Origin of the sequence: Parasphingorhabdus marina DSM 22363 (genome assembly GCF_900128895.1) — a bacterium.
Taxonomy (GTDB): Bacteria; Pseudomonadota; Alphaproteobacteria; order Sphingomonadales; family Sphingomonadaceae; genus Parasphingorhabdus; species Parasphingorhabdus marina.
In genome coordinates this window covers 1,376,249-1,402,938 of the sequence record NZ_FSQW01000002.1, presented here as the reverse complement: position 1 = coordinate 1,402,938, position 26,690 = coordinate 1,376,249, and the positions used below count along the sequence as shown (strand labels likewise).

Annotated in this window: 30 protein-coding genes and 1 tRNA gene; 20 read left to right on the top strand and 11 right to left on the bottom strand. The window is 57.2% G+C overall.

Features of this window, described 5'->3' with window-relative positions:
• Nucleotides 1–37: 37 nt before the first annotated feature.
• Complete coding sequence (locus tag BUQ90_RS16475; RefSeq protein WP_074206176.1) at nt 38–670, top strand: glutathione S-transferase family protein; 633 nt, start codon at nt 38–40, stop codon at nt 668–670.
• The gene (locus tag BUQ90_RS16470) at nt 630–1,577 is read left to right on the top strand and encodes a DMT family transporter (RefSeq protein ID WP_204244810.1); all 948 of its coding nucleotides are present in this window, start codon (nt 630–632) and stop codon (nt 1,575–1,577) included. Before BUQ90_RS16475 ends, BUQ90_RS16470 begins: the two co-directional genes overlap by 41 nt.
• A 39-nt stretch (nt 1,578–1,616) precedes the next feature.
• Here the strand turns inward: BUQ90_RS16470 and BUQ90_RS16465 are convergent, their stop codons facing one another.
• Complete coding sequence (locus BUQ90_RS16465; protein ID WP_204244809.1) at nt 1,617–2,132, bottom strand: sterol desaturase family protein; 516 nt, start codon at nt 2,130–2,132, stop codon at nt 1,617–1,619.
• A 103-nt stretch (nt 2,133–2,235) separates the two neighbouring features.
• Here BUQ90_RS16465 and leuC point away from each other — a divergent pair, with 103 nt between their 5' ends.
• The 16 genes from leuC (at nt 2,236) to BUQ90_RS16385 (ending at nt 15,670) form a co-directional block, all read left to right on the top strand.
• On the top strand, nt 2,236–3,672 hold the full coding sequence (gene leuC, locus BUQ90_RS16460; RefSeq protein ID WP_074206175.1) for a 3-isopropylmalate dehydratase large subunit: 1,437 nt from the start codon (nt 2,236–2,238) through the stop codon (nt 3,670–3,672).
• Nucleotides 3,673–3,675: 3 nt separating this feature from the next.
• Nucleotides 3,676–3,936: a hypothetical protein gene (locus BUQ90_RS16455; RefSeq protein WP_074206174.1), complete on the top strand. Its 261-nt coding sequence runs from the start codon at nt 3,676–3,678 to the stop codon at nt 3,934–3,936.
• Nucleotides 3,933–4,526, top strand: coding sequence for a 3-isopropylmalate dehydratase small subunit (gene leuD, locus BUQ90_RS16450; protein ID WP_074206173.1), 594 nt, complete (start codon nt 3,933–3,935; stop codon nt 4,524–4,526). The genes BUQ90_RS16455 and leuD overlap by 4 nt, the downstream gene beginning before the upstream one ends.
• Nucleotides 4,527–4,560: 34 nt before the next feature.
• The gene (locus tag BUQ90_RS16445) at nt 4,561–5,562 is read left to right on the top strand and encodes an NADPH:quinone oxidoreductase family protein (RefSeq protein ID WP_204244808.1); all 1,002 of its coding nucleotides are present in this window, start codon (nt 4,561–4,563) and stop codon (nt 5,560–5,562) included.
• 83 nt (nt 5,563–5,645) lie between these two features.
• Nucleotides 5,646–5,972 (top strand): DUF1476 domain-containing protein, encoded by a 327-nt coding sequence (locus BUQ90_RS16440; protein WP_074206172.1) that lies wholly within the window; start codon nt 5,646–5,648, stop codon nt 5,970–5,972.
• 11 nt (nt 5,973–5,983) lie between these two features.
• Complete coding sequence (locus BUQ90_RS16435) at nt 5,984–6,226, top strand: BolA/IbaG family iron-sulfur metabolism protein (RefSeq protein WP_074206171.1); 243 nt, start codon at nt 5,984–5,986, stop codon at nt 6,224–6,226.
• Nucleotide 6,227: 1 nt separating this feature from the next.
• The gene (grxD, locus tag BUQ90_RS16430; RefSeq protein ID WP_074206170.1) at nt 6,228–6,560 is read left to right on the top strand and encodes a Grx4 family monothiol glutaredoxin; all 333 of its coding nucleotides are present in this window, start codon (nt 6,228–6,230) and stop codon (nt 6,558–6,560) included.
• Nucleotides 6,561–7,011: 451 nt separating this feature from the next.
• On the top strand, nt 7,012–7,380 hold the full coding sequence (locus BUQ90_RS16425; protein ID WP_074206169.1) for a BlaI/MecI/CopY family transcriptional regulator: 369 nt from the start codon (nt 7,012–7,014) through the stop codon (nt 7,378–7,380).
• Nucleotides 7,377–9,458, top strand: coding sequence for a M56 family metallopeptidase (locus BUQ90_RS16420; RefSeq protein ID WP_074206168.1), 2,082 nt, complete (start codon nt 7,377–7,379; stop codon nt 9,456–9,458). The genes BUQ90_RS16425 and BUQ90_RS16420 overlap by 4 nt, the downstream gene beginning before the upstream one ends.
• Nucleotides 9,459–9,549: 91 nt before the next feature.
• Nucleotides 9,550–10,428, top strand: a complete 879-nt coding sequence (locus tag BUQ90_RS16415) for an MBL fold metallo-hydrolase (RefSeq protein ID WP_074206167.1) — start codon at nt 9,550–9,552, stop codon at nt 10,426–10,428.
• Nucleotides 10,425–11,534 carry a Kelch repeat-containing protein gene (locus BUQ90_RS16410; protein WP_159437124.1) on the top strand — a complete coding sequence of 370 codons (1,110 nt, stop codon included), beginning with the start codon at nt 10,425–10,427 and terminating at the stop codon, nt 11,532–11,534. The genes BUQ90_RS16415 and BUQ90_RS16410 overlap by 4 nt, the downstream gene beginning before the upstream one ends.
• Nucleotides 11,535–11,602: 68 nt before the next feature.
• Nucleotides 11,603–12,616, top strand: a complete 1,014-nt coding sequence (nadA, locus tag BUQ90_RS16405) for a quinolinate synthase NadA (RefSeq protein ID WP_074206166.1) — start codon at nt 11,603–11,605, stop codon at nt 12,614–12,616.
• 94 nt (nt 12,617–12,710) lie between these two features.
• Nucleotides 12,711–13,577, top strand: coding sequence for a CPBP family intramembrane glutamic endopeptidase (locus BUQ90_RS16400; RefSeq protein WP_074206165.1), 867 nt, complete (start codon nt 12,711–12,713; stop codon nt 13,575–13,577).
• 78 nt (nt 13,578–13,655) lie between these two features.
• Nucleotides 13,656–14,504 (top strand): carboxylating nicotinate-nucleotide diphosphorylase, encoded by an 849-nt coding sequence (gene nadC, locus BUQ90_RS16395; protein ID WP_074206164.1) that lies wholly within the window; start codon nt 13,656–13,658, stop codon nt 14,502–14,504.
• An 18-nt stretch (nt 14,505–14,522) separates the two neighbouring features.
• A complete protein-coding gene (locus BUQ90_RS16390; protein ID WP_074206163.1) occupies nt 14,523–14,969 on the top strand; it encodes a hypothetical protein in 447 nt (148 codons plus the stop codon).
• Complete coding sequence (locus BUQ90_RS16385) at nt 14,966–15,670, top strand: ribonuclease T2 (RefSeq protein ID WP_074206162.1); 705 nt, start codon at nt 14,966–14,968, stop codon at nt 15,668–15,670. The genes BUQ90_RS16390 and BUQ90_RS16385 overlap by 4 nt, the downstream gene beginning before the upstream one ends.
• Before the next feature lie 17 nt (nt 15,671–15,687).
• On the opposite strand, the gene BUQ90_RS16380 is transcribed toward BUQ90_RS16385, so the two are convergent.
• The 3 genes from BUQ90_RS16380 to BUQ90_RS16370 are packed head-to-tail and all read right to left on the bottom strand — an operon-like array spanning nt 15,688 to nt 19,224.
• The gene (locus tag BUQ90_RS16380) at nt 15,688–16,143 is read right to left on the bottom strand and encodes a DUF4112 domain-containing protein (protein ID WP_074206161.1); all 456 of its coding nucleotides are present in this window, start codon (nt 16,141–16,143) and stop codon (nt 15,688–15,690) included.
• A gap of 34 nt (nt 16,144–16,177) precedes the next feature.
• Entirely contained in the window at nt 16,178–17,683 is a 1,506-nt protein-coding gene (locus BUQ90_RS16375) for an ABC transporter substrate-binding protein (RefSeq protein ID WP_084192755.1), read from the bottom strand.
• On the bottom strand, nt 17,680–19,224 hold the full coding sequence (locus tag BUQ90_RS16370) for a peptide ABC transporter substrate-binding protein (protein WP_074206160.1): 1,545 nt from the start codon (nt 19,222–19,224) through the stop codon (nt 17,680–17,682). Before BUQ90_RS16370 ends, BUQ90_RS16375 begins: the two co-directional genes overlap by 4 nt.
• Before the next feature lie 75 nt (nt 19,225–19,299).
• On the opposite strand from BUQ90_RS16370, the gene BUQ90_RS16365 reads away from it, so the two are divergent.
• A complete protein-coding gene (locus BUQ90_RS16365; protein ID WP_074206159.1) occupies nt 19,300–20,484 on the top strand; it encodes an acyl-CoA dehydrogenase family protein in 1,185 nt (394 codons plus the stop codon).
• Between the two features lie 13 nt (nt 20,485–20,497).
• Here the strand turns inward: BUQ90_RS16365 and BUQ90_RS16360 are convergent, their stop codons facing one another.
• Nucleotides 20,498–20,896, bottom strand: a complete 399-nt coding sequence (locus BUQ90_RS16360) for a MarR family winged helix-turn-helix transcriptional regulator (RefSeq protein WP_074206158.1) — start codon at nt 20,894–20,896, stop codon at nt 20,498–20,500.
• A gap of 241 nt (nt 20,897–21,137) precedes the next feature.
• Here BUQ90_RS16360 and BUQ90_RS16355 point away from each other — a divergent pair, with 241 nt between their 5' ends.
• Nucleotides 21,138–21,710, top strand: coding sequence for a TetR/AcrR family transcriptional regulator (locus tag BUQ90_RS16355; protein WP_074206157.1), 573 nt, complete (start codon nt 21,138–21,140; stop codon nt 21,708–21,710).
• A gap of 35 nt (nt 21,711–21,745) precedes the next feature.
• Here BUQ90_RS16355 and BUQ90_RS16350 read toward each other — a convergent pair.
• The 6 genes from BUQ90_RS16350 to aroA form a co-directional block, all read right to left on the bottom strand.
• Nucleotides 21,746–21,832: transfer RNA gene (locus BUQ90_RS16350), tRNA-Leu, on the bottom strand.
• 123 nt (nt 21,833–21,955) lie between these two features.
• Nucleotides 21,956–22,240: an integration host factor subunit beta gene (locus BUQ90_RS16345; RefSeq protein WP_074206509.1), complete on the bottom strand. Its 285-nt coding sequence runs from the start codon at nt 22,238–22,240 to the stop codon at nt 21,956–21,958.
• A gap of 262 nt (nt 22,241–22,502) precedes the next feature.
• Nucleotides 22,503–24,206, bottom strand: a complete 1,704-nt coding sequence (gene rpsA, locus BUQ90_RS16340; RefSeq protein WP_074206156.1) for a 30S ribosomal protein S1 — start codon at nt 24,204–24,206, stop codon at nt 22,503–22,505.
• A 205-nt stretch (nt 24,207–24,411) separates the two neighbouring features.
• Complete coding sequence (gene cmk / locus BUQ90_RS16335) at nt 24,412–25,056, bottom strand: (d)CMP kinase (protein ID WP_074206508.1); 645 nt, start codon at nt 25,054–25,056, stop codon at nt 24,412–24,414.
• Nucleotides 25,053–25,313 carry a CBU_0592 family membrane protein gene (locus tag BUQ90_RS16330; RefSeq protein ID WP_074206155.1) on the bottom strand — a complete coding sequence of 87 codons (261 nt, stop codon included), beginning with the start codon at nt 25,311–25,313 and terminating at the stop codon, nt 25,053–25,055. The genes cmk and BUQ90_RS16330 overlap by 4 nt, the downstream gene beginning before the upstream one ends.
• Nucleotides 25,310–26,668 carry a 3-phosphoshikimate 1-carboxyvinyltransferase gene (aroA, locus tag BUQ90_RS16325; RefSeq protein ID WP_074206154.1) on the bottom strand — a complete coding sequence of 453 codons (1,359 nt, stop codon included), beginning with the start codon at nt 26,666–26,668 and terminating at the stop codon, nt 25,310–25,312. The genes BUQ90_RS16330 and aroA overlap by 4 nt, the downstream gene beginning before the upstream one ends.
• Nucleotides 26,669–26,690: the final 22 nt, after the last annotated feature.

Below are 26,690 nucleotides of genomic sequence, written 5' to 3'. Positions count from 1 at the left end.
CTCCTGATTCGCAATTCCATTTTGAAGGGCCTCTCTCATGATCACTCTGCACCATCTCGAATATAGCCGATCGACCCGCATCATCTGGTTGCTGGAAGAACTGGGCGTCGAATATGAGATGGTCCGTCACCAGCGGCATCCGGAAACCATGCGAGCACAAGCCGATCTGGCCGCGATCCATCCGCTGGCCAAGGCGCCGACAGCGATCATCGACGGCAATCTGATGATGGAATCCGGCGCGATCATCGAATATATTCTGGAGCAATATGGCGAAGGCAAGCTGGCACCTGCACCGGGGTCAAATGACCGCGCCGAGTTTCTCGAATGGCTGCATTTCGCCGAAGGCACATTGGCCAATCCGGTGATCGTGCAGATGCTGGCCCCGCGTTTCGGTGGACTGGGCGAAGGCTATGCGCCCTTCGTCGAAGGGGAAGTGGTCAAACTGCTCGACTATGTCGAACATCATCTCGACAACCGCGAATATATTGTCGGCGACAGCTTTTCCGGGGCGGACATCAATATCATGTATGTGATCGAGCTCGCCATGGCCGCAGGGATGCTGGCCAATCGGCCGGCCTGTGCCGATTATGGCAAGCGCATGATGGCGCGGGACGGCTACAGGAAGGCGATTGAGCTGGGCGGGCCCGTGGTTCCATCCCTGGGAGGCTAGAACCGTAGTTCCACCGGCCAATTCCGAAATCGCGTCTGAAAACAGGTGGCGCGGGCAGATTGTCACGCTGATCCTGCTGATCCTGACTTTGCTGGCCTTTGCCGGAAACTCCCTGCTCAACCGCGCGGCGCTGGCTGACGGGCAGATTGACTGGGCAAGCTTCACCATCATCCGCCTGGTCGCCGGCGCCCTGTTGCTCAGCCTGCTGTTCGGCATCCGTCACGGCGTGGCGATCATTCCGAAGCGTGCGGACGTCATTGGTGCCGCCTCACTCTTTGCCTATGCGGCCGCCTTTTCCGCGGCCTATATTCAGCTGGATGCCGGCATCGGCGCGCTGATCCTGTTCCCTGCCGGACAGATCAGCATGCAACTGATCGGGTTGTTGCGCGGGATCGTGCCGTCTCGCGGCCAGATAGCTGGTGCCGCCATCGCCCTGGGCGGCCTGATTTACCTGATGGCACCTGGCGCCAGCGCACCGCCGCTATGGAGTGCACTGTTGATGACCAGCGCGGGCATTGCCTGGGGATTTTACAGCTGGACCGGGAAGCTGGCGGAAAATGCGGAACTGGCGACGGCACGCAATTTTTTGGGGGCCGGCCTGTTGGCCTTGTTCCTGCTGCCATGGGTTGATCCCGACATGATCAGCGGTCGCGGTGTTTTGCTGGCTGTTGTCTCCGGCGCGATAACCTCGGCGCTCGGTTATATTCTCTGGTATCAGGTGCTGGCCCGGATTTCGATTACCAGTGCCGCTGTGTCGCAATTGTCCGTACCAGCCATTGCTGCGGTGGGCGGAATTGTGCTTCTGGACGAGGTGCTGACGGTGCGGCTGATTGTCGGGGCAGCGATCATCTTCGCCGGCATCGGGCTGGTAATCAAGGCATCCGGACAAGTCCGGAAACGGGAATAGGGCAGTTGCGCAGGCGACGCCCTGGTTGATGGTCGAGAGCTAGCCCACCGAGTCCCGCACCTTTGCAATCCCAGCCTCGCGCTGGGCGCGAAGCTCGGCTTTCAGCCTCGCCGGATCGCGGGCAAATACGAAACCGAAGCTGACGCCGCCTTCCTTGCCGATGGTGGCATGGTGGAGCTTGTGCGCCTGGACAAGACGTTTGGCATAACCCTTTTTCGGCACATATTTGAAATAGCGCTGATGAACGAGACCATCGTGTATGAGCGTGTAGATAATCCCGTAGATCAATATGCCAAGACCGATCCAGGTTCCCGGTTCCCAGGCGCTGGTCCCCATGATCATGGGGCTTCCGATCGCGAACATCGAAATACTCATAATCGCGCCAGCAATGCCGTAAAGATCGTTCTTTTCCAGTGTCTTGTCATGGGGCTCATGATGATCCCGGTGCCAGTTCCAGCCAAATCCATGCATGATATATTTGTGCGACGCCCATGCGACAAATTCCATCCCGACAACGGATATCATGATGGTTCCAAGGATCGCAAAAATGGTCATCTGGCGAAGATAGGCCTTTCTGCCGGGCTTTTGAAGTCACTTCCTGCTTGCACGGGCAATTGATCTGGCTAAACGAAGCACCATATCGGGAAGACAGGATAATATGACAAAAGCACGCACCCTTTATGAAAAGATCTGGGACGCACATGTGGTGGACCAGCGCGACGATGGCACGTCACTCATCTATATCGATCGCCATCTGGTCCATGAAGTGACCAGTGCGCAGGCCTTTGAAGGATTGCGCAAGGCTGGTCGCAAGGTCCGCCGGCCGGACCTGACCCTGGCCGTACCCGACCATAACCTGCCCACAACCCCGCGTCTGGATGCACAAGGCAACAAGATCCCGATTGCCGACCCGCAGAGCGCCGCCCAACTGGCCGCTCTCGAGGCCAATGCGCCAGCATTCGGTGTTCCCTATTTCGATGCCACCGACATCAAGCAGGGCATTGTGCATGTGATTGGTCCGGAGCAAGGCTTTACATTGCCTGGCACGACCATGGTCTGCGGTGATAGCCACACGGCGGCGCATGGCGCGCTGGGCGCACTGGCCTTCGGCATTGGCACGAGTGAAGTCGAGCATGTCCTGGCCACGCAGACATTGCTCCTGAAGCGCTCCAGGACGATGGAAATCCGGGTCAATGGCAAGCTCAGTCCGGGTGTCAGTCCGAAGGATCTCATCCTCCATATTGTCGGCGTTATCGGCGCTGCTGGCGGCACCGGACATGTGATCGAATATCGTGGCGAAGTCTTCGAGAAAATGTCGATCGAAGGCCGGCTGACGGTATCCAACATGTCGATTGAAGCCGGCGCACGGGCCGGCCTGATCGCGCCGGATGAAGCCACATTTGCCTATCTCAAGGGGCGGCCGATGGCTCCCTCGGGAGCGGAATGGGATGCAGCCGTTGCGTACTGGAAAACACTGCCAACCGATAAAGGGGCCGTATTTGACAAGAGCGTCATCATTGATGCCGCGGATATCGCACCGTCGGTGACCTGGGGTACCAGCCCCGAAGATGTCGTGCCCGTCACTGGCGTCATTCCCGATCCCGCCAGTTTTGCCGATCCTTCGAAACAGGATGCCGCCCGTAAGTCTCTGGACTACATGGGACTGGAGGCCGGTCAGAAAATGTCGGATGTGCCGGTCGAGAATATCTTCATTGGCAGCTGCACCAACAGTCGCATTGAGGATCTGCGTGCAGCCGCTGGCGTGCTCAAGGGCCGGCGCAAGGCCGATGGCGTGAAGTGGGCGATCGTTGTTCCCGGTTCCGGCCTGGTCAAAGCGCAAGCCGAGTCCGAAGGGCTGGATCGCATCTTTCTCGATGCCGGATTCGAATGGCGCGAGCCGGGCTGTTCGGCCTGCCTCGGCATGAATCCGGACAAGGTGCCATCGGGTGAGCGCTGTGCATCCACATCCAATCGCAATTTTGTGGGACGGCAGGGGCCGGGTGCAAGAACTCATCTTGTCTCGCCGGCCATGGCGGCTGCCGCTGCCGTGACTGGAAAGCTGACCGACGTTCGTGAACTGACAAAACAGGATTGAACCATGACTGATGACAAGAAAACACCGGAAGCCGATGCCACTGAAAACGAAAAAGGCAATGGCGAAAAGAAAACCGGAAAATGGTCGACCGGAGCAAAAGTTGGCGCCGCAGTCGGTTCTGCTGCAGTCGCAGCAGCCTTGATCTATGCCGGACGGCACAAGATGCGCAAGCTGGACGAGTTCAAATCTGCCAAACCCCAGCCGGGAACGCGCTATGAGAACGAACCGGTGGATGACGACCAGGATGAGGATGACGGCAAATGAAGGCGGTCCGCAAGGTCGAGGGACGGGCGATTCCCTTCGGTCAGAAAAACGTCGATACTGATGTCATTATTTCGGCGGAATGGCTGAAAACGATTTCCAGGGAAGGCCTGGGTGCCGGCGCGTTTGAGTCCATCCGGCAAAAGGAAGGCAATATCTTCGACGATCCGGAATTTGCCGGTGCGCCGATCCTGATCGCGGGCGACAATTTTGGCTGTGGATCCAGCCGGGAACATGCGGCCTGGGCCCTGGATGACATGGGGATCAAGGCGATCATTGCACCCAGCTTTTCCGATATTTTTTCGGGCAATGCCTTCAAGAACGGCCTGCTGGCCATTGCCTTGCCACAGGAGGCAATTGACCGTCTGATGGAAGTGGCGAAAACCGACCCGGTTTCGATCGACATGGAAAGCATGAGCGTGACCACGCCGTTCCAGGATCGCTTTGCATTTGAAATGGATCCGTTCCGCCGGAATTGCCTGATGGAAGGGCTCGACGAAATAGACCTGACAATGACCCAGTCCGATGCCATAGAGCGTCACGAACAAGAGACCGATTCTGCCCGGCCCTGGATTCGTCCACAGGCGGCATGACCGGCCTATCCGTGTTGGGGAAGAGGAAGAACAGATGAAAGCATTGATGTCCGTGCAAGTTGGCGGTCCGGAGACACTCGAAATGATCGAGGTCGACAATCCGGCTGCCGGAAAAGGTCAGGTGGTGATTGATGTGAAAGCCTGTTCCATCAACTATCCCGACGTGCTGATCATTCAGGACATGTATCAGTTCAAGCCGCCGCGTCCGTTTGCGCCTGGCGGAGAAGTGGCCGGCGTGATTGCCGAAGTCGGAGAAGGCGTCACGGGCCTGAAAGTCGGTGACCGGGTGGCGTCGACCACCGGCCACGGCGGGCTGGTTGAGCAGGTGGCTGTCGACCAGAACAGCGTGTTCAAAATTCCGGACAGCGTCTCGTTCGAAGATGCCTCGGCGCTGATCCTGACTTATGGGACGTCAATCCATGCCCTGGTCGATCGCGGACATATCAAGGAAGGTGACACGCTCCTCGTACTCGGCGCGTCCGGCGGTGTCGGCATTGCAGCGGTTGAGCTTGGCAAGGCATTTGGCGCCCGGGTTGTTGCCGCTGTTTCGTCAGAAGAAAAAGCGGCTTTTGCAAAAGAAGCAGGTGCCGACGAAACCGTTGTCTATGGCCGCGCACCATTTGACAAGGAAGCGTCCAAGGCGCTGGCTGGCCAGTTCAAGGCAGCTGTGGGCCCGAACGGCGCTGACGTGGTCTATGACGCGGTGGGTGGTGATTACAGCGAGCCTGCCGTGCGGTCGATTGCCTGGGAAGGGCGTTTTCTGGTTGTCGGATTTCCGGCGGGAATTGCCAAATTGCCGCTCAACCTGACACTGCTCAAGTCGTGCGATGTATGTGGCGTTTTCTGGGGCGCCTATGCCGCCCGGGACCCGGCCGGAAATCGCTCGCATATCAACCGCCTGTTCAAGCTCTGGGATCAGGGCATGATCCAGCCGCGGGTTTCCGAAGTCTTCGCTTTTGAAGATGCCGGCAAGGCAATCCAGAAAATGGCGGATCGCGGAGCTATCGGGAAGCTGGTTGTCAAAGTTTCCGATTGATCGGGGCTGCACTCTTGTGGCGGACTGCCAGAGTGCCTATTTTCAATGTCACAAGACTAGCAATATCATTGTAAGGGAAGAACATGGCCAATTTTGAAGATCGCGAAAAAGCGTTTGAAACGAAATTCGCGCGCGATGAAGAAATGCAGTTCAAGATCACGGCACGCCGCAATCGCCTGCTGGGTGAATGGGCGGCGGAAAAAATGGGTCTGACCGATGAAGAAACCGATGCCTATGCCAAGGCCGTTGTGCAGGCGGATTTCGAGGAAGCCGGTGACGAGGACGTGATCCGCAAACTGCTCGGTGATCTGACTTCCGCAGGTGTCGATGTGGATGATGCCGGCATTCGTACCGCTCTCGCCGACAAATTGGTAGAAGCGCGCCGCCAGTTTATCGAAGAAGCCGAGTAGGATCATCCACGATGCCCATGGCAAGTGCAGATATCGAGACCATGATCCGCGAAGCCTTCCCGGACGCGATTGTCGAGATTCAGGATCTCGCCGGCGACGGGGATCATTATGCCGCCAAAGTGCTGTCTTCGGCTTTCGAAGGGATGAGCCGGGTGAGCCAGCAACGCGCGGTCTATGCCGCACTTAAAGGGAAAATGGGCGGCGAACTGCATGCGCTGCAGCTGACCACCGGGGTTCCCTCCAAGGAGAATTAGAATGACAGATGCTATCCACGCAAAAATCGATTCCATGGTGACATCCAATGATGTTGTCCTGTTCATGAAGGGCACTCCGCTGTTTCCGCAGTGCGGATTCTCCAGCAAGGCGGTCGCGATCCTCGAACATCTCGGCGTTGGCTTTGAATCGGTTGATGTCCTGCAGGACATGGAAGTCCGTCAGGGGATCAAGGAATTTTCCGACTGGCCCACCATTCCTCAGCTCTACGTCAAAGGCGAATTTATCGGTGGTTCGGACATCATGATGGAAATGTACGAAGCCGGTGAACTTGGCGAGCTGATGGCCCAAAAGAAAGTCGCTCCTGCCAGCTGAGCAAACGGCGAACAAAATAGACAGACACGGGCCGAAAAACAGAATCGGCTGGCCCGAATCAAGAGCGGCCCGGATTAGGAGTTCCGGGCCGCTGTGACTTGGGTAGGTTTGTCAGTAATTTCAATGAGGGGGGACAACGGAGACCAGTTCGCTGTCCCCCTCATTCGTGTTTCGTGGGTGTGAAACAATAGGAACGCCAATAGCCATGCATTGACCGTGCCAGTTTTGCTCTGGTGAAAATTTTCAACGGTTTAGCTGGTTACTGTGCTGTTAACCTGTGTCGAGATGTAAAATAACTCGACATGGCAGGGCTTTCGGATCAACCGATAAAATCCAGCCTGGTCATCAAAATGTAAAATCCAGTGTTTACATGCGTAGTCGTTTAATCTACGGTTGTAGTCGATTTGGGATCGGCCAGAATCTGGCTGGCTTGGACATTGGGGAGTAGGTCATGGTCGAGCGCATCAGTGATGCAGAACATGAAATCATGGAAGTTCTCTGGACACAGTCGCCGCTGACGGCAACTGAGGTCGCCGATCGGGTCGTGGAATCAAAGGGCTGGTCTCTCCAGACAGTCAAGACATTGCTCTCGCGGCTGGCCGCGAAGGCGGTGCTTGGCACCCAGCGTGATGGCCGCAAATTTCTCTATACACCTCTGGTGGAACGCGACGCCTATCTGGCCGGCGTTTCGCGCAAGTTTGTCGATCGTCTCTTTGGCGGCAAGGTTACGCCGCTGGTTGCACACCTGGCCGATGCCGATGAGCTGAGTGACGAGGATATCCGGGAAATTGAAGAGCTTTTGAGGGAGTTGAAGGCATGAGCAGCGAGATATTCGGCGACGGAATCCTGGCCATCTGGACCCTCGATACGATGGTCTCAATGACATTGCTGATGGCCCTGGTCCTCCTGCTACGCCGACCGGTGAGCCATTTCTTTGGCCCGCACATCGCCTATCTTCTCTGGATATTGCCACTGGCGCGCCTGTTCATGCCGACGCTGACGGTCGCAGCTCCGCCGCCAACACCTGCAGAACCGATCGCTTCAGCTGTGATCGGATCCGAGCTGGTGCAATCCTCGGCCGCCCAACAGGTCGCTGTCAGCGCCTTTGCTTCGGTGGACTGGCTGATGGTCGCCGTGATCATCTGGCTGGGTGGTGCGGGCTTGCTGTTTTTGAGCAAACTGGCAGGCTATTTCCAGTTCCGTGAAGACATATTGGCTGATGGTCAGCTGGTCGGCCGGCATGGCAATATCAAGATTCTGGAAACGGCGGCCGTCAACGGTCCCCTGGCCTTTGGACTGTTTGACAAATATATTGCGGTACCTGCCGATTTTTTCCGGAATTATGCGCCGCAGGAACGCGAATTGGCGCTGGACCATGAGATTGCCCATCACGAGTCCGGTGATCTGGCCGCCAATTTTGTCGGCCTGCTGATCCTGTCTCTCCACTGGTTCAATCCGGTGGCCTGGTTTGCATGGGTCGCATTCCGTCAGGATCAGGAAACGGCATGCGATGCGCGCATCCTCAAGAAAAGCGGGCGTTCCATGCGTGCGGTATACGGACGGACAATTGCCAAGTCTGCTTCCGGTCACAAGCTTGGGCTGGCCAGTCCGCTCAATCAGAAGAACAAGATCAAGGACCGGCTCAAGATGCTGGGTCAAACCGAGAAATCCGGCATGAGGAAAAAACTCGGCATGCTCATGGTCGGCGCCTCCACATTCGCTGCGCTCCCGCTGACGGCTACGGTGGTCTATGCCGAGGCAGATATTGCGGAAGCAGAAATGGCGGATGATGCACATCCCGACGACGCGTTTGACGGCGTTCAGGTTCAGAGCGCCGGCACCACGGTCGACGTCGGTGACAAGGGTGTGCTGGTCACCGAAAAAACCCGGGACGGTTACAAATATACCGTCAGCAACAAGCGCGGGACATTTGAGTTTGAATCGCAACGCAAGTTGAAACGGAGTGAGGTTGACGAAAAACTTGGGCGGATGGTGCCTTCTTACAAGAAGACCAGCCTGCCTGTACCTCCTGCACCTCCCGCGCCTGCTGTACCGCCGGCACCCGAACCCTTTGCTGATGATGACAAGGTTGTGAACATCACCATGCTGAACGGGTCGAAGGATTTTGCCCGCGACAAGCAATATGTCCACAAGATCAAGCATGACGGACGCACGATTATTTTGCGTACCAACCAGAAACTGAGCAAGGAAAAGGTTCGGGAAATGGTGGCTGAGGCAGAGGAGTCGCGCCGCGAGTCTGAAGCAGAATTGCGCGAGCACCGGCAGGAATTGAAAGAACGTGAGCGCGAGATGCGCGAACACCAGCAGATGGTCCGGATCCAGCTGCGCGAGGCCGAACGTGAAAGAGAGGAAGCCCTGCGCGAGGCGGCCCGCGAAGTGCGGGAAGCGCAACGGGAAGCCAGAGCAGCTGCGAGAGAGGCAAAGCGTGAAGCCCGGGAAGCGTTGCGCGAAGCCATGGAAGAGGCGAGCGAGAGCAAAAACGAGAGCAACCAGACTTCGCGACGAACTGCCCGCCAGACAAGCAGGGTGTGGAGCATCGCCAATCAGGTGGTCGAAATCTCCTACGCACCGCGACTGCCCGTCAAACCGAAATCCGTCAAAGTGGATATCGATTGCGAGGCGATGAACAAGAAAATCGCGTTTGCCGGCAAACCCGGTGATCTCGAGAGCCAGACCTGGGCCGTCGTAGCCGGATGCGGCAGCTTCACTACCAGGATCGACGAAAAGAAGATGATGAAGCTGACGTTGCAAACGCTGAAACAGCGGCGGGATGCAGCGGCGAAATCCTGTAACAATCCGGATGCCGATTTGCGTCGCAAGATTCGCAACTATGATCGCGAAATCAAGGAGCTCGAAGCCGGACTCGAAACGATCTGAACCAATCCTTCAGAGCCCCGCTTTCGAGCCGCTCCCCCGGCAAAACCTGATTTTGGCTTGTTTTACCGGCTGAATATGCGACATCCACCGGATGGATGAGAAATTCGATCCCGCCAGTTTCCCGACCGGCCTGGCTGAGCAGCTTGAACCGCTGGTTGTGCGCGTGCTGGCGGGCAATCCCAGCCCCTATACCTATACCGGGACCCAGACCTATCTTGTCGGGAACCGGTCGGACCGGGCCGTGATAGACCCTGGCCCGGCCATAGATGCGCATATCGATGCAATCATCGCCGCCGCGGGCGATGCCAGGATATCAGCCATCATGTGTACCCATACCCACCGTGATCACAGCCCGGCGGCGGCGCCGCTGGCAGAAAGAACCGGTGCGCCCATTATCGGATGCGCAGCGCTGGTGCTGGAAGATGATGGGCCGCGGGCGGACGAGGCCTTTGATCAAAGCTACCGGCCCGACCGGGTGCTGGTTGATGGTGAAACCCTGTCCGGCGATGGCTGGACCATCGAAGCGGTGGCCACTCCCGGACATACCTCCAATCATCTCTGTCTCGCGGTGCAGGAGTCCGGTGCGATGTTTACCGGTGACCATGTCATGGCCTGGTCGACCAGCGTGATATCACCGCCGGACGGCGACATGGCCGACTATATGGCGAGCCTCCAGAAAATCTATGACCGGGAGGACAAGGTCTATTACCCGGCCCATGGCAAACCGGTGGACAAGCCGCGGCAGCTGGTGCGCGGGATGATGGGGCACCGCAAGCAACGCGAGCGCCAAATTTTGAAAATCCTGGAGGAGCGGGAAGCGGCCATCCCCGACATGGTCCAGAAAATGTACAAAGGCCTCGACCCGCGCCTGTTTGGTGCGGCCGGACGTTCGGTTCTGGCGCATCTTCTGGATCTCCGGAACCGGAATATCGTTCACGAAAATGACGAGATATGGGCGCTGGTGTCGTGAACCGTGCCGGTAGCCTCGCTGTTTTTTTTGTTGTTCTGGCGGTGGCAGTCATCGGCTTCATGCTATGGCCGGAAAAGAATAGTGAACCGGCCGCTGGCGGCACGGAACCGCGCTCCGGGGCGGCCGTTTTCTCCCTTCCGGTCCCGATGACGAACAATGCGGTTGCCTTGGCGACCGGACCGGACGGACCGACACTATACAGCTTTAATGGCCTGAAAGCGGGCAAGGGCTGGCAGGATACCAGTCAGGATGCTTTTGCCTGCGTCATCGAGATCAAAGCCTGTGAAGCGATCAGCCCGGTTCCGGTCGAGCAGGGGCGGCTGGCAAGTGCAGCGGTTACCGTTGACGGAAAAATCTACCTGTTTGGCGGCTATACCGTCGCCGAAAACGGGGACGAAGTCTCGACGCCGGAAGTTTTCGCCTATGATACGGACGATGACAGCTATGTGCGGGTGGCGGACATGCCGACGCCGGTCGATGACATGGTCGCATTGCCCTATCGGGACCGCTGGATCTATCTCGTTTCCGGCTGGCATGATCAGGGCAATGTCAGCCTGGTTCAGCTCTACGACACCCGGACGGATAGCTGGTCCCAGGCAACCGAATTCCCGGGACTGGCCGTCTTCGGGCATGCCGGCGGGCTTGTCGGAAACAGCATGATCGTTACGGACGGCGTCGCGGTCGCCGGACTGGTGGACGGCAAGCGCAAATTTGTTGCCGCCCCTTTCACCTGGCGCGGGGATATTGATCCCGCCGATCCCTTGCGAATTTCCTGGCGTCCTGTCGATCCGATGCCGGGCGGTCCGCTCTACAGGATGGCGGCGGTTGGCGATCCGCAACGCAAGCAGGTGATCTTCGCTGGCGGCGGCGACAATCCCTATAATTACAACGGGATCGGATATGACGGTGAACCCGCCAAACCCTCCGACCGGATCATGGGCTATGATCTCGAGACGGACAGCTGGACGGCGCTCGGCAGGTTGCAATCTGCCAGCATGGACCATCGCGGCCTCGCAAAATCCGGGCAGGATTACTATATCATGGGGGGCATGAACGCCGACCAGGCGGTCATCGCAGATGTGGCAAAATTCCGCATCGATGATTGATCTTTTCGGGCGCCGCATGGCATAGCCGGATCAAGTTGGCCAAATGGCCGGAAAACAAGGAATAAAAAATGGACGCACGTGGTGGAATTGGCGGCTCTCTGGCCGGGGTGGACGTGATCGAGGAAATCAACCGGCTGCGCAAGGAGCGCAATGCGATCATCCTCGCCCATTATTACCAGAAACCCGAAATCCAGGATATTGCGGATTTTGTCGGTGACAGTCTGGAACTGTCCCGCAAGGCGGCGGAAACCGATGCCGACGTCATTGCCTTTTGCGGCGTGAAGTTCATGGCGGAGACGGCAAAGATCCTGTCGCCGGAGAAGATTGTCGTGCTGCCTGATCTGGACGCGGGTTGCAGCCTCGAGGACTCCTGTCCTCCGGACAAGTTCAAGGCGTTCCGCGAAGAGCATCCGGACCATATCGCGCTGACCTACATCAACTGTTCGGCCGAGGTGAAAGCGCTGAGCGATATCATCGTCACCAGCTCGTCGGCGGAACATATCCTGAAACAGATTCCGCTCGACCAGAAGGTCATTTTCGGCCCGGACAAGCATCTCGGCGGCTATATCGCCCGCCAGACCGGCCGCGACATGCTGCTCTGGCCCGGTGTGTGTATTGTCCATGAAGCGTTCAGCGAGACCGAGCTGCTCAAGCTGAAGCAGCAGCACCCCGACGCTCCGGTTGCCGCACATCCCGAATGTCCGGCCTATATTGTTGATCATGCGGACATGGTCGGTTCGACCAGCGCGATCCTGAAATATGCCAAGGAATTTGACGGCGACACGATCATTATCGCGACCGAACCGCATATCATCCACCAGATGGAAAAGGCGGTGCCCGAGAAAAATTTCATCGGTGCTCCCGGCGCGGACGGCAACTGCAACTGCAATATCTGCCCCTATATGGCGCTCAACACGATGGAAAAACTCTACGTTGCGCTGCGCGATCTCGAACCGCGGATCGAGATGGACGAAGAGCTGCGGCTGCAGGCGAAAAAGTCGCTCGACCGCATGCTGGAAATGGCCAGCGCGACGGTGGGGCAGGGCGACCTGGGACCGACCGACCTGGCGCATGAGGGCTAGGCATCTGGCCAAACCTGACAACTGTCTGCAAAATGCCGCTTTCGCCAGGCAACTGGTGCAATGATCTCTCGGTGATGTCGAGGGAGTTATATCCATGCTGGAGCCTGTGGTGAGTGTTTTCACTGACAGTTCAGGAAGACTTCGCCTTCTCTGGCGCCTGCCCATATTTGCATTTTCGCTGTTTGCCATCTTGAGCCCGCTCTTTCTGGTTTCACCGCAATGGTTGCAGCTCATGCTGGCGGTCATTCTCCTGACGGTGTTTCTGGGATTCTGGGCTGCCAGAATCGAGCAAAAAACATTGAGCGACTACGGGCTAAGTCGCGACCTATTTTTCGGTATTGAGTTTTTTGTGGGAATGGTTTTCGGCGTTTTGGTGATCGGATTAATTTTTGCTGTGTCCGTGCCCTGGAGCGTGCCGGGTGCAATTATGATCAGTTCCGCCGCCGTCGATGGCGCTTTCTGGATGTTTCTGTTCAGAATGTTGCTTGTCGCCTATTGGGAAGAACTGATCTTCCGAGGGTTCCTCCTGACCAGTTTTCGCGAATGGTTTGGAATGAAGCTGGGAGCCAGACCTGGTTTGGCGATGTCGGTGCTACTCACTTCCGTAATTTTCGCCTCGGTGCATGGTGCGACTGACAATTTCTCGTGGGCCGCTTTTTTCATACTGGCTTTGAACGGGGCAATCTGGTGTCTGCCGGTCATTCTCACAGGACGGTTAGGAATGTCGATTGGATTGCACGCAGCCTGGAATTTTTCGCAAAGCAAAATTTTCGGATTTTCCATGAGCGGCAATGAATCCGCCTCATCGTTGTTATCTGCGGAACAGGCCGGGCCGGACTATTGGACCGGTGGCGCTTACGGACCGGAAGCAGGACTATCTGGCATTGTTGCTCTGGCCGTAACGGGCATTCTCGTTCTGGCCTATCACCGAGCCTTCCTTCGGCAGGAAGGCGGCAAGTGATCAACCGCCATGTTCCTGCATCAGCTCTGCCGAGAATAGCCGCTTTCTAAATGACTTGGTTGGCGCTAGATATTGACGATGACATTCTCGCTTGACCGCTTCGACCTTGATGCCTTTGTGCAATCCACTCTGGCGGAAGATCTCGGCCCAACAGGACGGGATGTCACATCCGAGGCGGTGATTCCAGCCGATGCCATCTTCACCGGTGTCATGGACAGCCGCCACGAAGCGGTGATTGCTGGATTGCCCATTGCGGAGGCTTTTTTCCGTGCGCTGGACCCGGCAGTCGAGATCGAAATTCTGGCCGAAGAGGGAGCGACTGTCGCATCAGGCGCCGATATCATGCGATTGAAGGGCAGAGGACGCGCGATGCTGACGGCCGAGCGCAGCGCACTCAACACGGTGCAGCATCTCACCGGTATCGCCAGCATGACCGACGAATATGTCCGCAAGATTGCGGGGACGGGTTGCACTTTGCTCGACACGCGCAAAACCATTCCCGGGCTTCGCGTGCTGGAAAAATATGCGACGCGGATGGGCGGGGCGCAGAACCACCGCATGGGCCTGTGGGATGCCGCGATGATCAAGGACAATCATGTTGCCGTCGCCGGCGATATCGGCGAGGCGGTACGACGGGCAGTGGACGCAAAGATCGAAACGATCATTGTCGAGGTGGACCGCGTCGACCAGATCGAACCCGCACTGGCCGCTGGCGGCACCCATTTGCTGCTCGACAATATGGACCCGGCGACCTTGCGCGGGGCGGTAACGCTGATCGGAGACCGCGCAGCGACCGAGGCCAGCGGCGGGATCAGCCTGGAAACCATCCGGGACAAGGCGGAAACCGGAGTAGATTTCATCTCGGTCGGCCGATTGACACAATCGGCACCAGCGGCAGATATCGGCCTCGACTTTGAACAAGTGTGATATCAGACGCGGTTAGTGATGAAACCTGCCCGTCCAACATCGATCATCTGGTTTGAGCGGCTGTTCTGGATTTCGGCATTTGTGAGTTTTGCAACCGATCTTGATACAGAAGGCTCATTGTTTGAGATTGTTTTGATCAATGCGGTCTTTTTTGGATTACTGTTCCTGCTTTGGGATCTCATAGCGCGTCGCGCCAGCAATGTGTTCAAATGGATATATTCCGTTCTTGCGTTTTTGGGACTGGGGTTTTTTCTGCTCGCAATGGCGGCAAAAGGCCTTGGATCGGAAATGCTGGGAGGTATTTTTCTCCAAATGACCGGGCCTGATCTTGTTGTTAGCGCCGTTGCCAATATTTTGTCATTTGGTGCAGCGATTTGCCTGTTTTTGAAACCTTCCCAGATCTGGTTTCGGTCAAAAGGTGCCGTGATCCAGAATGGCGACCAATTGTCGGATGTGTTTGAATGAGAATTTTCAGTTTGCATCTCATGCTTGTGGTTCCATCACTGGCCCACGCCCAGGCCTACCAATGCCGCGCACCCTCGGTCCTGCAGCCCGCATCACCAGTATCCAAACCCGCCAGCGAACCGCGGCGCCCACTGCCGGTATCCGGCTATACGCTGGCGCTGAGCTGGTCGCCGGAATTCTGCCGGACCCGCAAGGACAGTTCCCGCCACAAGACCCAGTGCAGCGGTGATGACGGCAGTTTCGGGTTCATCCTGCACGGTCTCTGGCCGGACGCGCAGGGTGCCACCTATCCGCAATGGTGCCGGGCGACCCGTCTCCTGTCTCCCGCTGCGACACGGCGGAATTTCTGCATGATGCCGGATACGCGGCTGATGGCGCGGCAATGGGCCAAGCATGGCAGCTGCATGGCCCGGCGGCCTGAAACCTATTTCCGGATTTCGCGGATCATGTTCGGCGCGGTCCGGTTTCCGGACATGGACCGACTGTCACGCAAACCGCTGACGGCGGGAGCCTTTCGCACGGCCTTTGCCGCGGCCAATGACGGACTCACCAGCGAGATGATCCGGCTGAAAATCAATCGGCGGGGCTGGTTGCAGGAAGTGCGCCTGTGTCTTGCAGAGAATTTTCGGCCCACCCGCTGCCCGGCCCGGATGCGGCGGGCCAAAGACGACACGGCAATCAAGATCTGGCGGGGCGCCTGACGCTATTCAGCCTGAGATCAGGTGCGCTTGTCCGTCCCGAAAAGAGCCGGGTCGTTATCGATGGTACGGGTACCCGGGTGGTGCTTGTCGAGATGCTTGCGAATGATCTTCAGATTGCGGGTGTTGGACCGCCACAAGAAGTCGAACAGGTCACCGGCGAGCGGGACGGCACCCAGCGCGGTGTCGATGCCGACATTGGCCGCCATCCGTGACAATTGCCATTTGGACATGCCCAGATTACGGGCCTCCCAGACGATATAGGCGCCCATCAGGGCCGTTGCGATATCCCCGACAACGGGAATGAGGCCAACGAGGGAATCAAGCCCGACAGGGCGATTTATCCCGGGAATCACGAAAACCCGTTCCAGAACCTTTTCCATGGCCTCGACACGCTGCCGGACCGCCTGCGGGTCGCGGCTTACATCCGGCAATTGTTCCGCGAGACGCTTTAACTGCTCTTCGGAGATGGCCAATTTCGGTCCTCCCTGTGCTATATTAGTCATACACCTATGATATAGGTATGCCGACCAGCGAATTCAATGGATGCCACCCGCGGGGATTGACCGCAAACCCGCGCTGATCCGGCCTTGCGATCGACCAGCGAACGGGGGTGCCGAGCGGAATATAGTTGTAATGATTGACCAGCATCTGTTCGGCTTCGGCATAGAGGCGGGCCTTGATCTCCAGATTGGTGGCGGCATCGGCATCCGCGATCCTGGCATCGGCATCGTTGAGGCAGACAGCGGTCAGATCGCAGGTGAGCTGGGTCAGAAACCATTGCGGGCTGTCATAAGGCGCGATTTCGTCAATCAGGCGCACATCTGCCACGCGGTCAATCCCCACTTTTTTTGCATCCAGTCCGATCCTCCGCAAATCCGACTGGACACGCAGGAACAAAATGTCCGCCCCGGCTTCATCGGGCAGGCCGATAACGAGGGGCGGAATATACCCGTCAGAGGCCTTCCACCTGGCTACCATGGTACGGGCGAATTCGATACGATCCTGCATGGTCATGGTCGCCCAGTCCGGCCGGGTGTTGATGCCTTCAACATCCAGTGCTTCGGGAATGATCTTCTGCCGGCTTTTCCATGCGGTTACATTGGGGAAGGAGGTCAGCAATGCCGGTCGGTCGATCGCCATCGAGAGTATTTCGCGATTGTCGGGTATCGCCCAGAAACCATCCGCGCGCACAAAACGCAGCCCGAACAGTCCGGCCACCGGATCCAGGCGCAAATTGCCGGTATCGATTCCCGACGCATCGATCAGCGGCAGATGATGAAACTTTCCGTTGAGCACGACATCGATATGACCGGCATCGAACCGGGCGATGGCGAGCGCCGCGCTTTCGCCGCGCAGAAACACCCGCCGTGGATCATCCTCCACAGAGCTCTCATCGGTCTCCTCGTCGTCAGCCTCCTCATCCGGTTGCAGCAAAGGACCAAGAACGAGCGTCGGCTCCGTCGAGATTTCCACCATCGGGCCCGCGCCATGGCCTGCACGGAACAGGCCCAGTTCAGGTTGGGCCAGCAGCTGGAGGAAATTGGGCTGCGGAGAGTCGAGGCGTATTTCGATCACGCGGCCGGTCATGGAGACGATTTCATCGATGACCCTTAGGTCACGTCCCAGCCGGCTGCCGGCCAGCTCTGCGATACGCTCTCTCAGTAAAGTGGCGATTCGTTCGGCCGTGATCTGGCGGCCGTCGTTCCATCTGGCCTCGTTCAGGCGGAAAATGTAGCTCAGGCCGTCGTCGGTCACAATCCAGCGTGCCGCGATGGAGGGCACAATCCGGCCCTGTTCGTCCAGCCCGATCAGACCTTTGGCCACGGCCATCCGGGCTGTTGCGGAGACGTGATTCAGATTAATCCCGATCGGATTGACCTTCCCGCCACTTTCGGAAATCACTGTAACACGGGCCCGGTCTTCATCGCCTGACGAACTGCATGATGCCAGCAACAGACCAGCGATCACTGGCGCGATGAAAGAGGCCAGACGGGATGAGTTCCGGTTTGTCATGGCGTCCTTATACGCAATGTGCGGCTGGGGTGAACATTGGAAATATTATCGTCCCAGCCGTCAATCCGCGATGCGACCAGCGAGCGCGTCACATAAAAGTAGAGCGGAAGGATTGGCATGTCCCGGGTCAGCAACTGGTTGGCCTGTGCGAACAGAGCCGCACGTTTCCCGGCATCTGCACTTTGCCGGGCATCGTTGACGAGCCTGTCATAAGCCGGGTTGCTGTATCCCGAATAATTGCCCGGTCCGTTGGCGGGCTGGTGCACCATGAGAAAGTTTTCCGGAACCGGAATGTCTGCGATCCAGCCGGAACGGGCGAGGGCGAAATCATGCTGGCGCAAGGCCGAAAAATGCAAGGCCGCCTCGCTGTTGAACAGGGTCGTACGGACTGGCAGCGGTTGCCACATGGCGGCCAGTGCCACCGATACCCGACGATGTTCAGCGGAGCTGTTGAAACGTATTTCAAATGTGAGCGGATTGTCGGCATCATATCCCGCTTCCCGCAGGATCCCTTCAGCTTCACGCAGTCGCCGTTCCCGCGGCCACGTGGCCCAGACAGGGCGGTATGCTGACCCGCCGTTCAATCCCGGCGGCAAGACGCTCCAGGAGGGACTGTTGCCGATCGCCATGACCTTGTCGGCAATCCATTGTCTCTCGATGGCCATCGACAGGGCGGTTCGAACCCGCGCATCATCAAATGGCGGCTTGCGGGTATTGAACACAAAATAGTAGCTGCCAAGATAGGGCGTGCTGTGGGCCAGACCGGGATGATTGTCTTCGAGCCACTGGTGGCGACTGACCGGATAGTCAGAGGCGATGTCCGCCCCTCCGGCCAGTATCAGCCGCATCCCCGCAAGACTGTCATCCATGGGTTTCCAGATGATATTCCCGGTGATCTTCGTGTCATCATGCCAGTTCGGATTGCGTTCCAGGCGCGCATGATTGTTGAGAAGCCAATGAGTGAGCCGATAGGGTCCGCTGGTCACCACAGGGCGATCGGCGGTCCATCTGTTTCCCGCTTCCCTGATTCGGTGCAGCGGTATGGCGGACAATGCCGGATGGGCAAGCAGCACCGGCAGGGCCGGCGACGGCGATTTGAGGCGGATCTCCACCATCTGTGCGTCGAGCGCCACAATTGTGGAGATATTGTCAAAGAGCGTCCGTGTTGGTGCGGCCGTTTCCTCCGCTCGCAACCTGGCCAGGACATCGGGAAACAGGTGCGCGTTGATCGGCGTGGCGTCAGAAAATTCCAGGTCCGGCCGTAATTCGAAAATCCACCGCAAACCGTCTGCGGATACCGTCCATTTCTTTGCGAGACCGGGCTCTGCCTCACCGCGGGCATCCAGTCTGGTCAGGCCTTCATACTGGTCAGCCAGAACCCTGAGCGAGGACAGATCAGACACCCCTTGCGGATCGAGACCCTTGATTTCGGAATCCGACAACCGGACGATTTGATCCGGACCCGGCAAAACAGTTTCGTCAGCGGCGCCACCGCACCCGGTCAGGACAAGCAACAGGCTGAACAGAAAAATCAGACGCATGGCCCAACCGTAGATGTTTTTGCTGGATCAAGGAACAGTTACTCTTATGCTTGCCGGGAACATGGAGACGAAAGAATGGCCGGTTTGCAATATGATATTCAATCAATAGGCGGTTCGACCGGGCAGGCCATTCTCGAGCTCTTGCCCGAGATTGCGGCACGTGCGGAAGAAATTGAGCAATCGCGCCAGCTGCCGGCTGATCTCGCGCGCAAAATGGCTGAGGCCGGTGCTTACAACCTGTCAAAGCCTTCAGCCATAGGCGGACTGGAACTCCCGCCGCTGGATTTTCTGAAAATCATCTCGACCATTTCAGAAGCGGACGCCAGCGCCGGCTGGTGCGCCATGATAGCGGTCACGTCCACACTCGGCGCAGCCTATCTCGACAAGCCGGTGGCAGAGGAGATTTTTGGTCCGCAGGATGTCATCACGGGCGGAGTGTTCGCGCCCATGGGCAAAGCGGAAGACAAGGGCGACAATTATATCCTCTCGGGACAGTGGCAATGGGGTTCCGGCTCTCCGAATTGCAGCTGGCTTGGCGGCGGCGCCATGATTTTCAAGGATGGCGAGTTGTTGAAATTTGAAAATGGGGCGCCCTATCACCGGATGCTGTTTTTCCCGGCTGATCAGGCGCGCCTGATCGACAGCTGGCATGTCGCCGGAATGAAGGGGACGGGATCCGGGGATTTTGCAGTCGAAGCGCTGACGGTTCCCAAGGAACGGAGCATATCCTTCATCGCGGACGAACCGCAGGATGGCGGACCGCTGTACAAGTTCCCGCTTTTTGGATTGCTGGCGCTTGGCGTATGCGCCGTTGCTTTGGGTAATGCGCGGGCTGCGCTCGAAGAGATACGGAATATCGCGATCACCAAGAAAACGCCCGGTGGTGGCCGCACCATGGCCCAGCGACCTGTCGTACAGGTGGAGCTGGCAAGGGCAGAAGCGCAGCTGAGTGGTGCGTTTGCCTTTCTGGAGACCGCCGTCGAAGCTGCCTGGCAGGAAGCCAATGGTGAAGCGCAGATTTCAGCGCGCGGGCGGGGCCAGTTGCGGCTGGCTTGTGCCCATGCCACCGAAACTGCTGCAGATGTTTGCAAGACTGCCTACATGCTTGGCGGTGGTGCCGCGGTCTATGCGTCAAGCACTCTGCAGCGCCGGTTCCGCGACGCGCATGTAGCGACGCAGCATATCGCAACAGCACCGGCAGTATTCGAGCTTGCAGGCAAGGTGCTGCTGGATCAGCAGGTGGACATGGCGATGCTGTGAAAGTCAGACCGGTTCAGACCGGGGCCTTCCCCATTTCGGCGGCTATTTTCGATAATGTTTGCGTCATCATATCGTTCGCCTCGTCAGTCAGCGACAGCAGCACGCGAACCCGGTTGTCCGCATCCCTTTTCTTTTCGACCAGACCAATATTGTGGAGATAATCGACATAGCGATTCATCGTCGTCTTGGGGACATCATATGTGATAGCGAGATCCGAGGCCACCACGGTTTTGCCGTGATGTGCCGAACAGGTCAGGTCCAGCATGATATTCCACGGGACTTCCCCGAAGTCCTCCGCAAAATATTTGAAGTCATTCGCTCTGATTGACCAGATTTTGAGCAACAGAGCCGCAATATTGCGCGAATTTTCTTGAGGCCCGGTTTCCGGTAGTTCCGGCGAACCAGATAACATCCAGGGCAAATCTTCCTCGTCAGAAACCGTCCTGTCCGAACTTTCTGCAAACTTGTTTTTTGGTCCGGAACGATCCTGATCGGATATGGTATCTGCCCCCGGTTATCCTTCTTCGCTCGGCCAGATGCTATCTACCAACCGGATGGTAGTCAATGCCAACACCCGGGTTTTCCAGCGATTTTACATGTGGCGATCATATCCTCCGCATTGCAATTTGTCAGGTCGATGCTAAGGGAGGGGCATGAATACACGCACGGCAATCCTCGATCTGGCGGAAGATGCTGCCCGGCAGCAAGGCTCCAACGGATTCAGCATCGGGCGTCTCGCCAAGTCCGTGGGTATTCAGAAGGCCAGCATGTTCCATCATTTTCCCAGCAAGCCGGATTTGCTGGACGCGGTGTTCGAGCGATACTCCCAGGAAATCTATCTCTGGTTTGATGACCTCGACAAAAAACAGGTCACTGGTGGCGAGCGCGTTTCCCGGTATCTGGACCTCACACGCGATATTTTGCAAGACGGGGACTCAATTTGCTTGTCGATAGTGCTTTGTGTTGAGCAGGAAAGCTTGCAGGATGAGCTAGTCGACGAGGTTCGGATCTTTCAGAAACGCAATGTGAAATGGCTAGCGCAATCCTTCAAGGCCGGATTGCGTGACAACAGCATCAAAAATGTGGGCAGCCCGAAGGCGGAAGCCGCGGCCTGCCTCTCGCTAATAGACGGAGCTTTGGTCTCCGCCCGGCTCCATAATGATGTTACCCATTATGACAACGCGGTGAAGCTCTTGCGATCCCGATTGCGCCGAACCGGGAAATAGTGCTTCCGGCTCGTGTTCCCATCCCAAAAATCAACTGGTGCGGACGGCGGGACTCGAACCCGCACACCCGTTTCGGATAGCAGATTTTAAGTCTGCTGCGTCTACCATTTCGCCACGTCCGCACCGGTAGATCCGGCTGAGTTGCCGAATGTCTCTGGACAAGCATCATTGCACGCCGCGGGTCAAGTGCGGAGCAACCAAATCCATGTTTTTCTTGTGAGCTATATGTACGGGAGCAATCTGTTCTAGCGGTTTTTGTTCAATCGCTCCCGGATTTCCTTGCCCGGTTTAAAATAGGGCACCCGTTTTGCGGGAACTTCCACGGATTCACCTGTTCGCGGATTTCGTCCGATGCGCGGTTTGCGCTGGCGTGTGGAAAACGCGCCAAATCCCCGCAATTCGATACGTCCACCCTCTGCCAGTTTCTGAGTGATCTGGTTAAAAAACAGATCCACAATCTTCTCAATCTCATCCGGTTTCAGCTCCGGATTTTCGTTGGCCAGTTTTTCAAGCAATTCAGAACGTATCATCGGCTTGCCTTTCGGTGTCAGAGGCAGTCTTGCCATTCATGGAAGGCGTCTTTGCCAAGAGGCCATTCCATTCTTCACGGATAAGCAGGATGATGCCAGAAAATTTACATGTTTTCAATGGGCTTTGGATTTTCAGAACAGGGTGTGCCTTATTCCGGGATGCTGCTGGCCAGTGATTCTTCCTCCCAAAAACGGAAAAGCCCGCCTTCCTTTCGGAAGACGGGCTTTCCAGATCAGTTTGGACAGGACGTGATCGAGGTGATCAGTCGTCCTTTTTCTTGAGCGCTTCGCCAAGAATATCGCCAAGGCTCGCGCCGGAGTCTGTCGAACCGAATTGCTCGACAGCCTGCTTCTCTTCGGCCAGCTGATGCGCCTTGATCGAGAAGTTCGGCTTTTTGCTGCGGTCGAAACCGGTGACCATGGCATCGACTTTCTGGCCGACCTGGAAACGGTCCGGACGCTGTTCGTCGCGGTCCCGGCCAAGGTCGGAACGCTTGATGAAGCCGGTTGCTCCATCGTCGCCAACCTGCACTTCGAGGCCACCGTCGCGGACTTCGAGAACGGTGACAGTTGCCACTGCGCCCTTCTTCATTCCGCCAGTATCTGCACCGCCAACCGCAGGAGCGCCTTTTTCCAGCTGCTTCATGCCGAGGGAAATGCGTTCCTTCTCGACATCAATGTCGAGAACCACCGCTTTGACCTGCTCGCCTTTGTGATGGAGGTTCAGAGCATCTTCGCCGGAAATGCCCCAGGCAATGTCGGACATGTGAACCATGCCATCCACATCGCCTTCGAGACCGACGAAAAGACCGAACTCGGTGGCATTCTTGACTTCGCCTTCGACGGTGCTGCCAACCGGATGTTTGTCAGCAAAGTCGGTCCAGGGATTGGACTGAGCCTGCTTCAGACCCAGAGAAATCCGGCGCTTGTCGGTGTCGACTTCGAGAACCAGCACATCGACTTCCTGAGATGTCGAAACAATCTTGCCGGGGTGAACGTTCTTCTTGGTCCAGCTCATTTCGGAAACGTGGACAAGACCTTCAATGCCTGGTTCGAGCTCAACAAACGCACCATATTCCGTGATATTGGTAACCGAACCCGTGAGCTTGGTGCCAACGGCATATTTTTCGGACGCTGTGTCCCAGGGATCGCTTTCCAGCTGTTTCATGCCGAGCGAAATACGCTGGGTATCCTTGTTGATCTTGATGATCTGAACTTTCAGCGTGTCGCCGATGTTGATCATTTCGTTCGGGTGATTGACGCGCTTGTAGCTCAGGTCAGTGACATGGAGCAGGCCGTCAATGCCGCCAAGGTCAACAAACGCACCATAGTCGGTGATATTCTTGACCACACCTTCGGTAACCTGACCTTCGGCGAGCGATTCAATGAGGCCGGAACGCTGTTCGGCGCGGGTCTCTTCGAGAATGGCGCGACGCGAAACGACGATGTTGCCGCGCTTGCGGTCCATTTTCAGGATCTGGAAGGGCTGTTTGATGTCCATCAGCGGGGTGACATCACGCACGGGGCGGACATCGACCTGGCTGCCGGGCAGGAAGGCCACGGCGCCGTCAAGGTCAACGGTGAAACCGCCCTTGACGCGACCAAAGATAATACCCTCGACACGATTGCCTTCGTCATATTCTTTTTCCAGCTTGTCCCAGCTCGCTTCGCGGCGAGCGCGATCGCGGGACAGCATGGCTTCGCCATTCACATTTTCGATACGATCGACATAGACTTCGACTTCGTCGCCGACGCTGAGTTCGGCTTTCTGGCCTGGTGCTGCGAATTCACGCAATGCTACGCGGCCTTCGGATTTCAGCCCTACATCGATGACAGCCATGTCATTTTCGATGGCGGTGACGGTGCCTTTGACCACGCGGCCTTCAAAGCCCTGATCTTCACCACCGAGAGATTCGTTTAAAAGTTCCGCGAAATCGTCGCGGCTTGGAAATGCCGTTGAGGCCATGTGTGTATTCCTTAACAAATGTTTTTTCGGGCCAAGCGGTTGGTTCCGCTGGTCTTGGACCAAAACACGCCAATCACCGCATGTGATTAGCGTATCCCCCAGAAAACTGCCATTTCGTGAAATGCGGGACCGAGCACAAAACAGCAAAAGAAACGCCCGAGCCGGAATGATCCTGGATCAGTCCGTCCTGCGTTTCATATTTTTGCTATGCCGGATCTTTGTCGCGCCGGCTGCTTATCTTCGCATTCACCAGAGCAATCGCCTGTTGAACGGCGTCGCCTATAGTCAAATCTGTTGTATCTAGCAAGTCTGCATCTTCCGCGGGTTTGAGCGGTGCCGCAGACCGGTTCATGTCCCGCTCGTCCCGCTTCATGATATCCGCAAGTATGTCGTCAAAATTGACTTTCTCGCCTCGGCCAATCATTTCCTCAAACCGCCGCACCGCCCGGGCTTCCGCGGATGCCGTGACAAACAGCTTCACATCGGCATCTGGTGCAATCACCGTGCCTATGTCCCGTCCGTCCAGAATGGCGCCTCCAGGTTGGGTGGCAAAGTCTTTTTGCCGCTTGTTCAGCGTCTGTCGGACCGCCGGATGTATCGAAACCTTGCTGGCATATGCGCCAACACCTTCGTTTCGCAAAACCGGATCGCTCAATAGAGCTCCTTCGAAGATGCAGCCTTTCAGTGCATCTTCTTCGCTGTCCGGATCACCGCCCATTTCCCTCACGGTCCAGCCTACGGCCCGGTACAGCAGCCCGGTATCCATCAAGGGCAACTGGAAATGCGCGGCCAGTTCCCTTGAAATCGTGCCTTTCCCGGATGCGGTGGGGCCGTCGATAGCGATAATCATGGTTGCCGCTCCGCCGGCTGCCGCCATGCTTTCCATAATCCACCAAGAGCAATGGCGATCCAGACGATCTCGAGCAACAGCGAAGCCAGATTAAAATGTACAGTGAGCGAGATCGTCAACAGCCCGGCACCGGCAAGGTTCGCGCCATTGTAGACAAAGGGGTCAACTTTGGTGGCATAGACATTATAGGCATAGGCTGCGACGATCAGGATGCTTCCCAATATTCCGATGACATTGGCGGAAAGGTCTGAAATCATGCCTTTGACAGTCCCTTCAGCATTTCGACAAATCCCGGAAAACTGGTTTGCGCCGGGGTCATGTCATCCAGAGCCAGCCCTCCCTTGGTGACGAGGCCCGCGACTGCGAAACTCATGGCGATCCGGTGGTCAAGGGCGGTTTCAATCACCGGTTTGTTGCGCCCTCCGGTGAGCGGCTTGCCACCCGTTCCCTGAATGGTCAGGCCGTCAGCTTGTTCCGTGACTTCCACACCGAGTGTTTCGAGTCCCCGTGCCATTTGGCTCAGGCGATCGGATTCCTTGACCCGCAATTCCTGCAATCCGGTTGTTCGGGTTACTCCATCGGCCAGCGATGCCGCGACAAACAGCACGGGGAATTCATCGATCATGCACGGCGCAATTCCGGATGGAACCTCAATGCCGGTCAATGCACTGTGGCGGACGTGAATATCGGCCACCGGTTCGCCTCCGACTGTTCGCTTGCGCTTGAATGTGAGGTCGGCCCCCATGTTCTGAAGCACCTGAAACAGCCCGGCCCGGGTAGCATTGATTCCCACGTTCTGAACGACAATGTCCGATCCCGGAACCAGCAGGGCGGCGACCACCGGAAAGGCTGCGGAAGAGGGGTCACCCGGAACCTTGATGTTCTGGGGATTCAGTTCTGCTTCGCCTGTCAATGAAATGGTACGGACACCATCTGTATTGGTTTCAACCGCCAGTTCGGCGCCGAAACCCCGCAACATGGTTTCGCTATGGTCGCGAGTCGGGATCGGTTCCATGACTCTGGTTATGCCAGGAGTATTGAGCCCCGCGAGCAATATGGCCGATTTGACCTGCGCAGAGGCCACTGGCAGGCGATATGCAATCGGAACGGCCGGGCAAATGCCGCGCACTGTCAGCGGCAGGCAGGACTTTCCATCACCCGATGGTCTCGCCTGAATATTTGCACCCATTTCGGACAGAGGATCGATGACGCGGCCCATTGGCCGAGCAGTCAGGGATGCATCACCGGTGAAGGTGGTGGAGATGTCATGCGAGGCCACCAGACCCATGAGCAAACGGGTGGATGTCCCGCTGTTGCCCATCTCAATCGCAGCCTCGGGTTGCATTAGCCCGCCAGTACCAACGCCATGGACCGTCCAGACATCGTCGTTCTTTTCGATTTTGGCGCCCATGGCGCGCATCGCCTCTGCGGTGGCGAGAACGTCCTCACCCTCAAGCAACCCGGTTATGCGGCTTTTGCCAATCGCGAGGGAAGACAGGATCAGGGCTCGGTGGGAAATCGATTTGTCGCCGGGAACGGTGATTTTTCCGGACAGGGGCCCAGCTGGAGAAAATCGCTTACTGGTTTTGCTGGCAGAGGAATTCTGGGTCATTTGTCAACTTTGCAATCCGGTA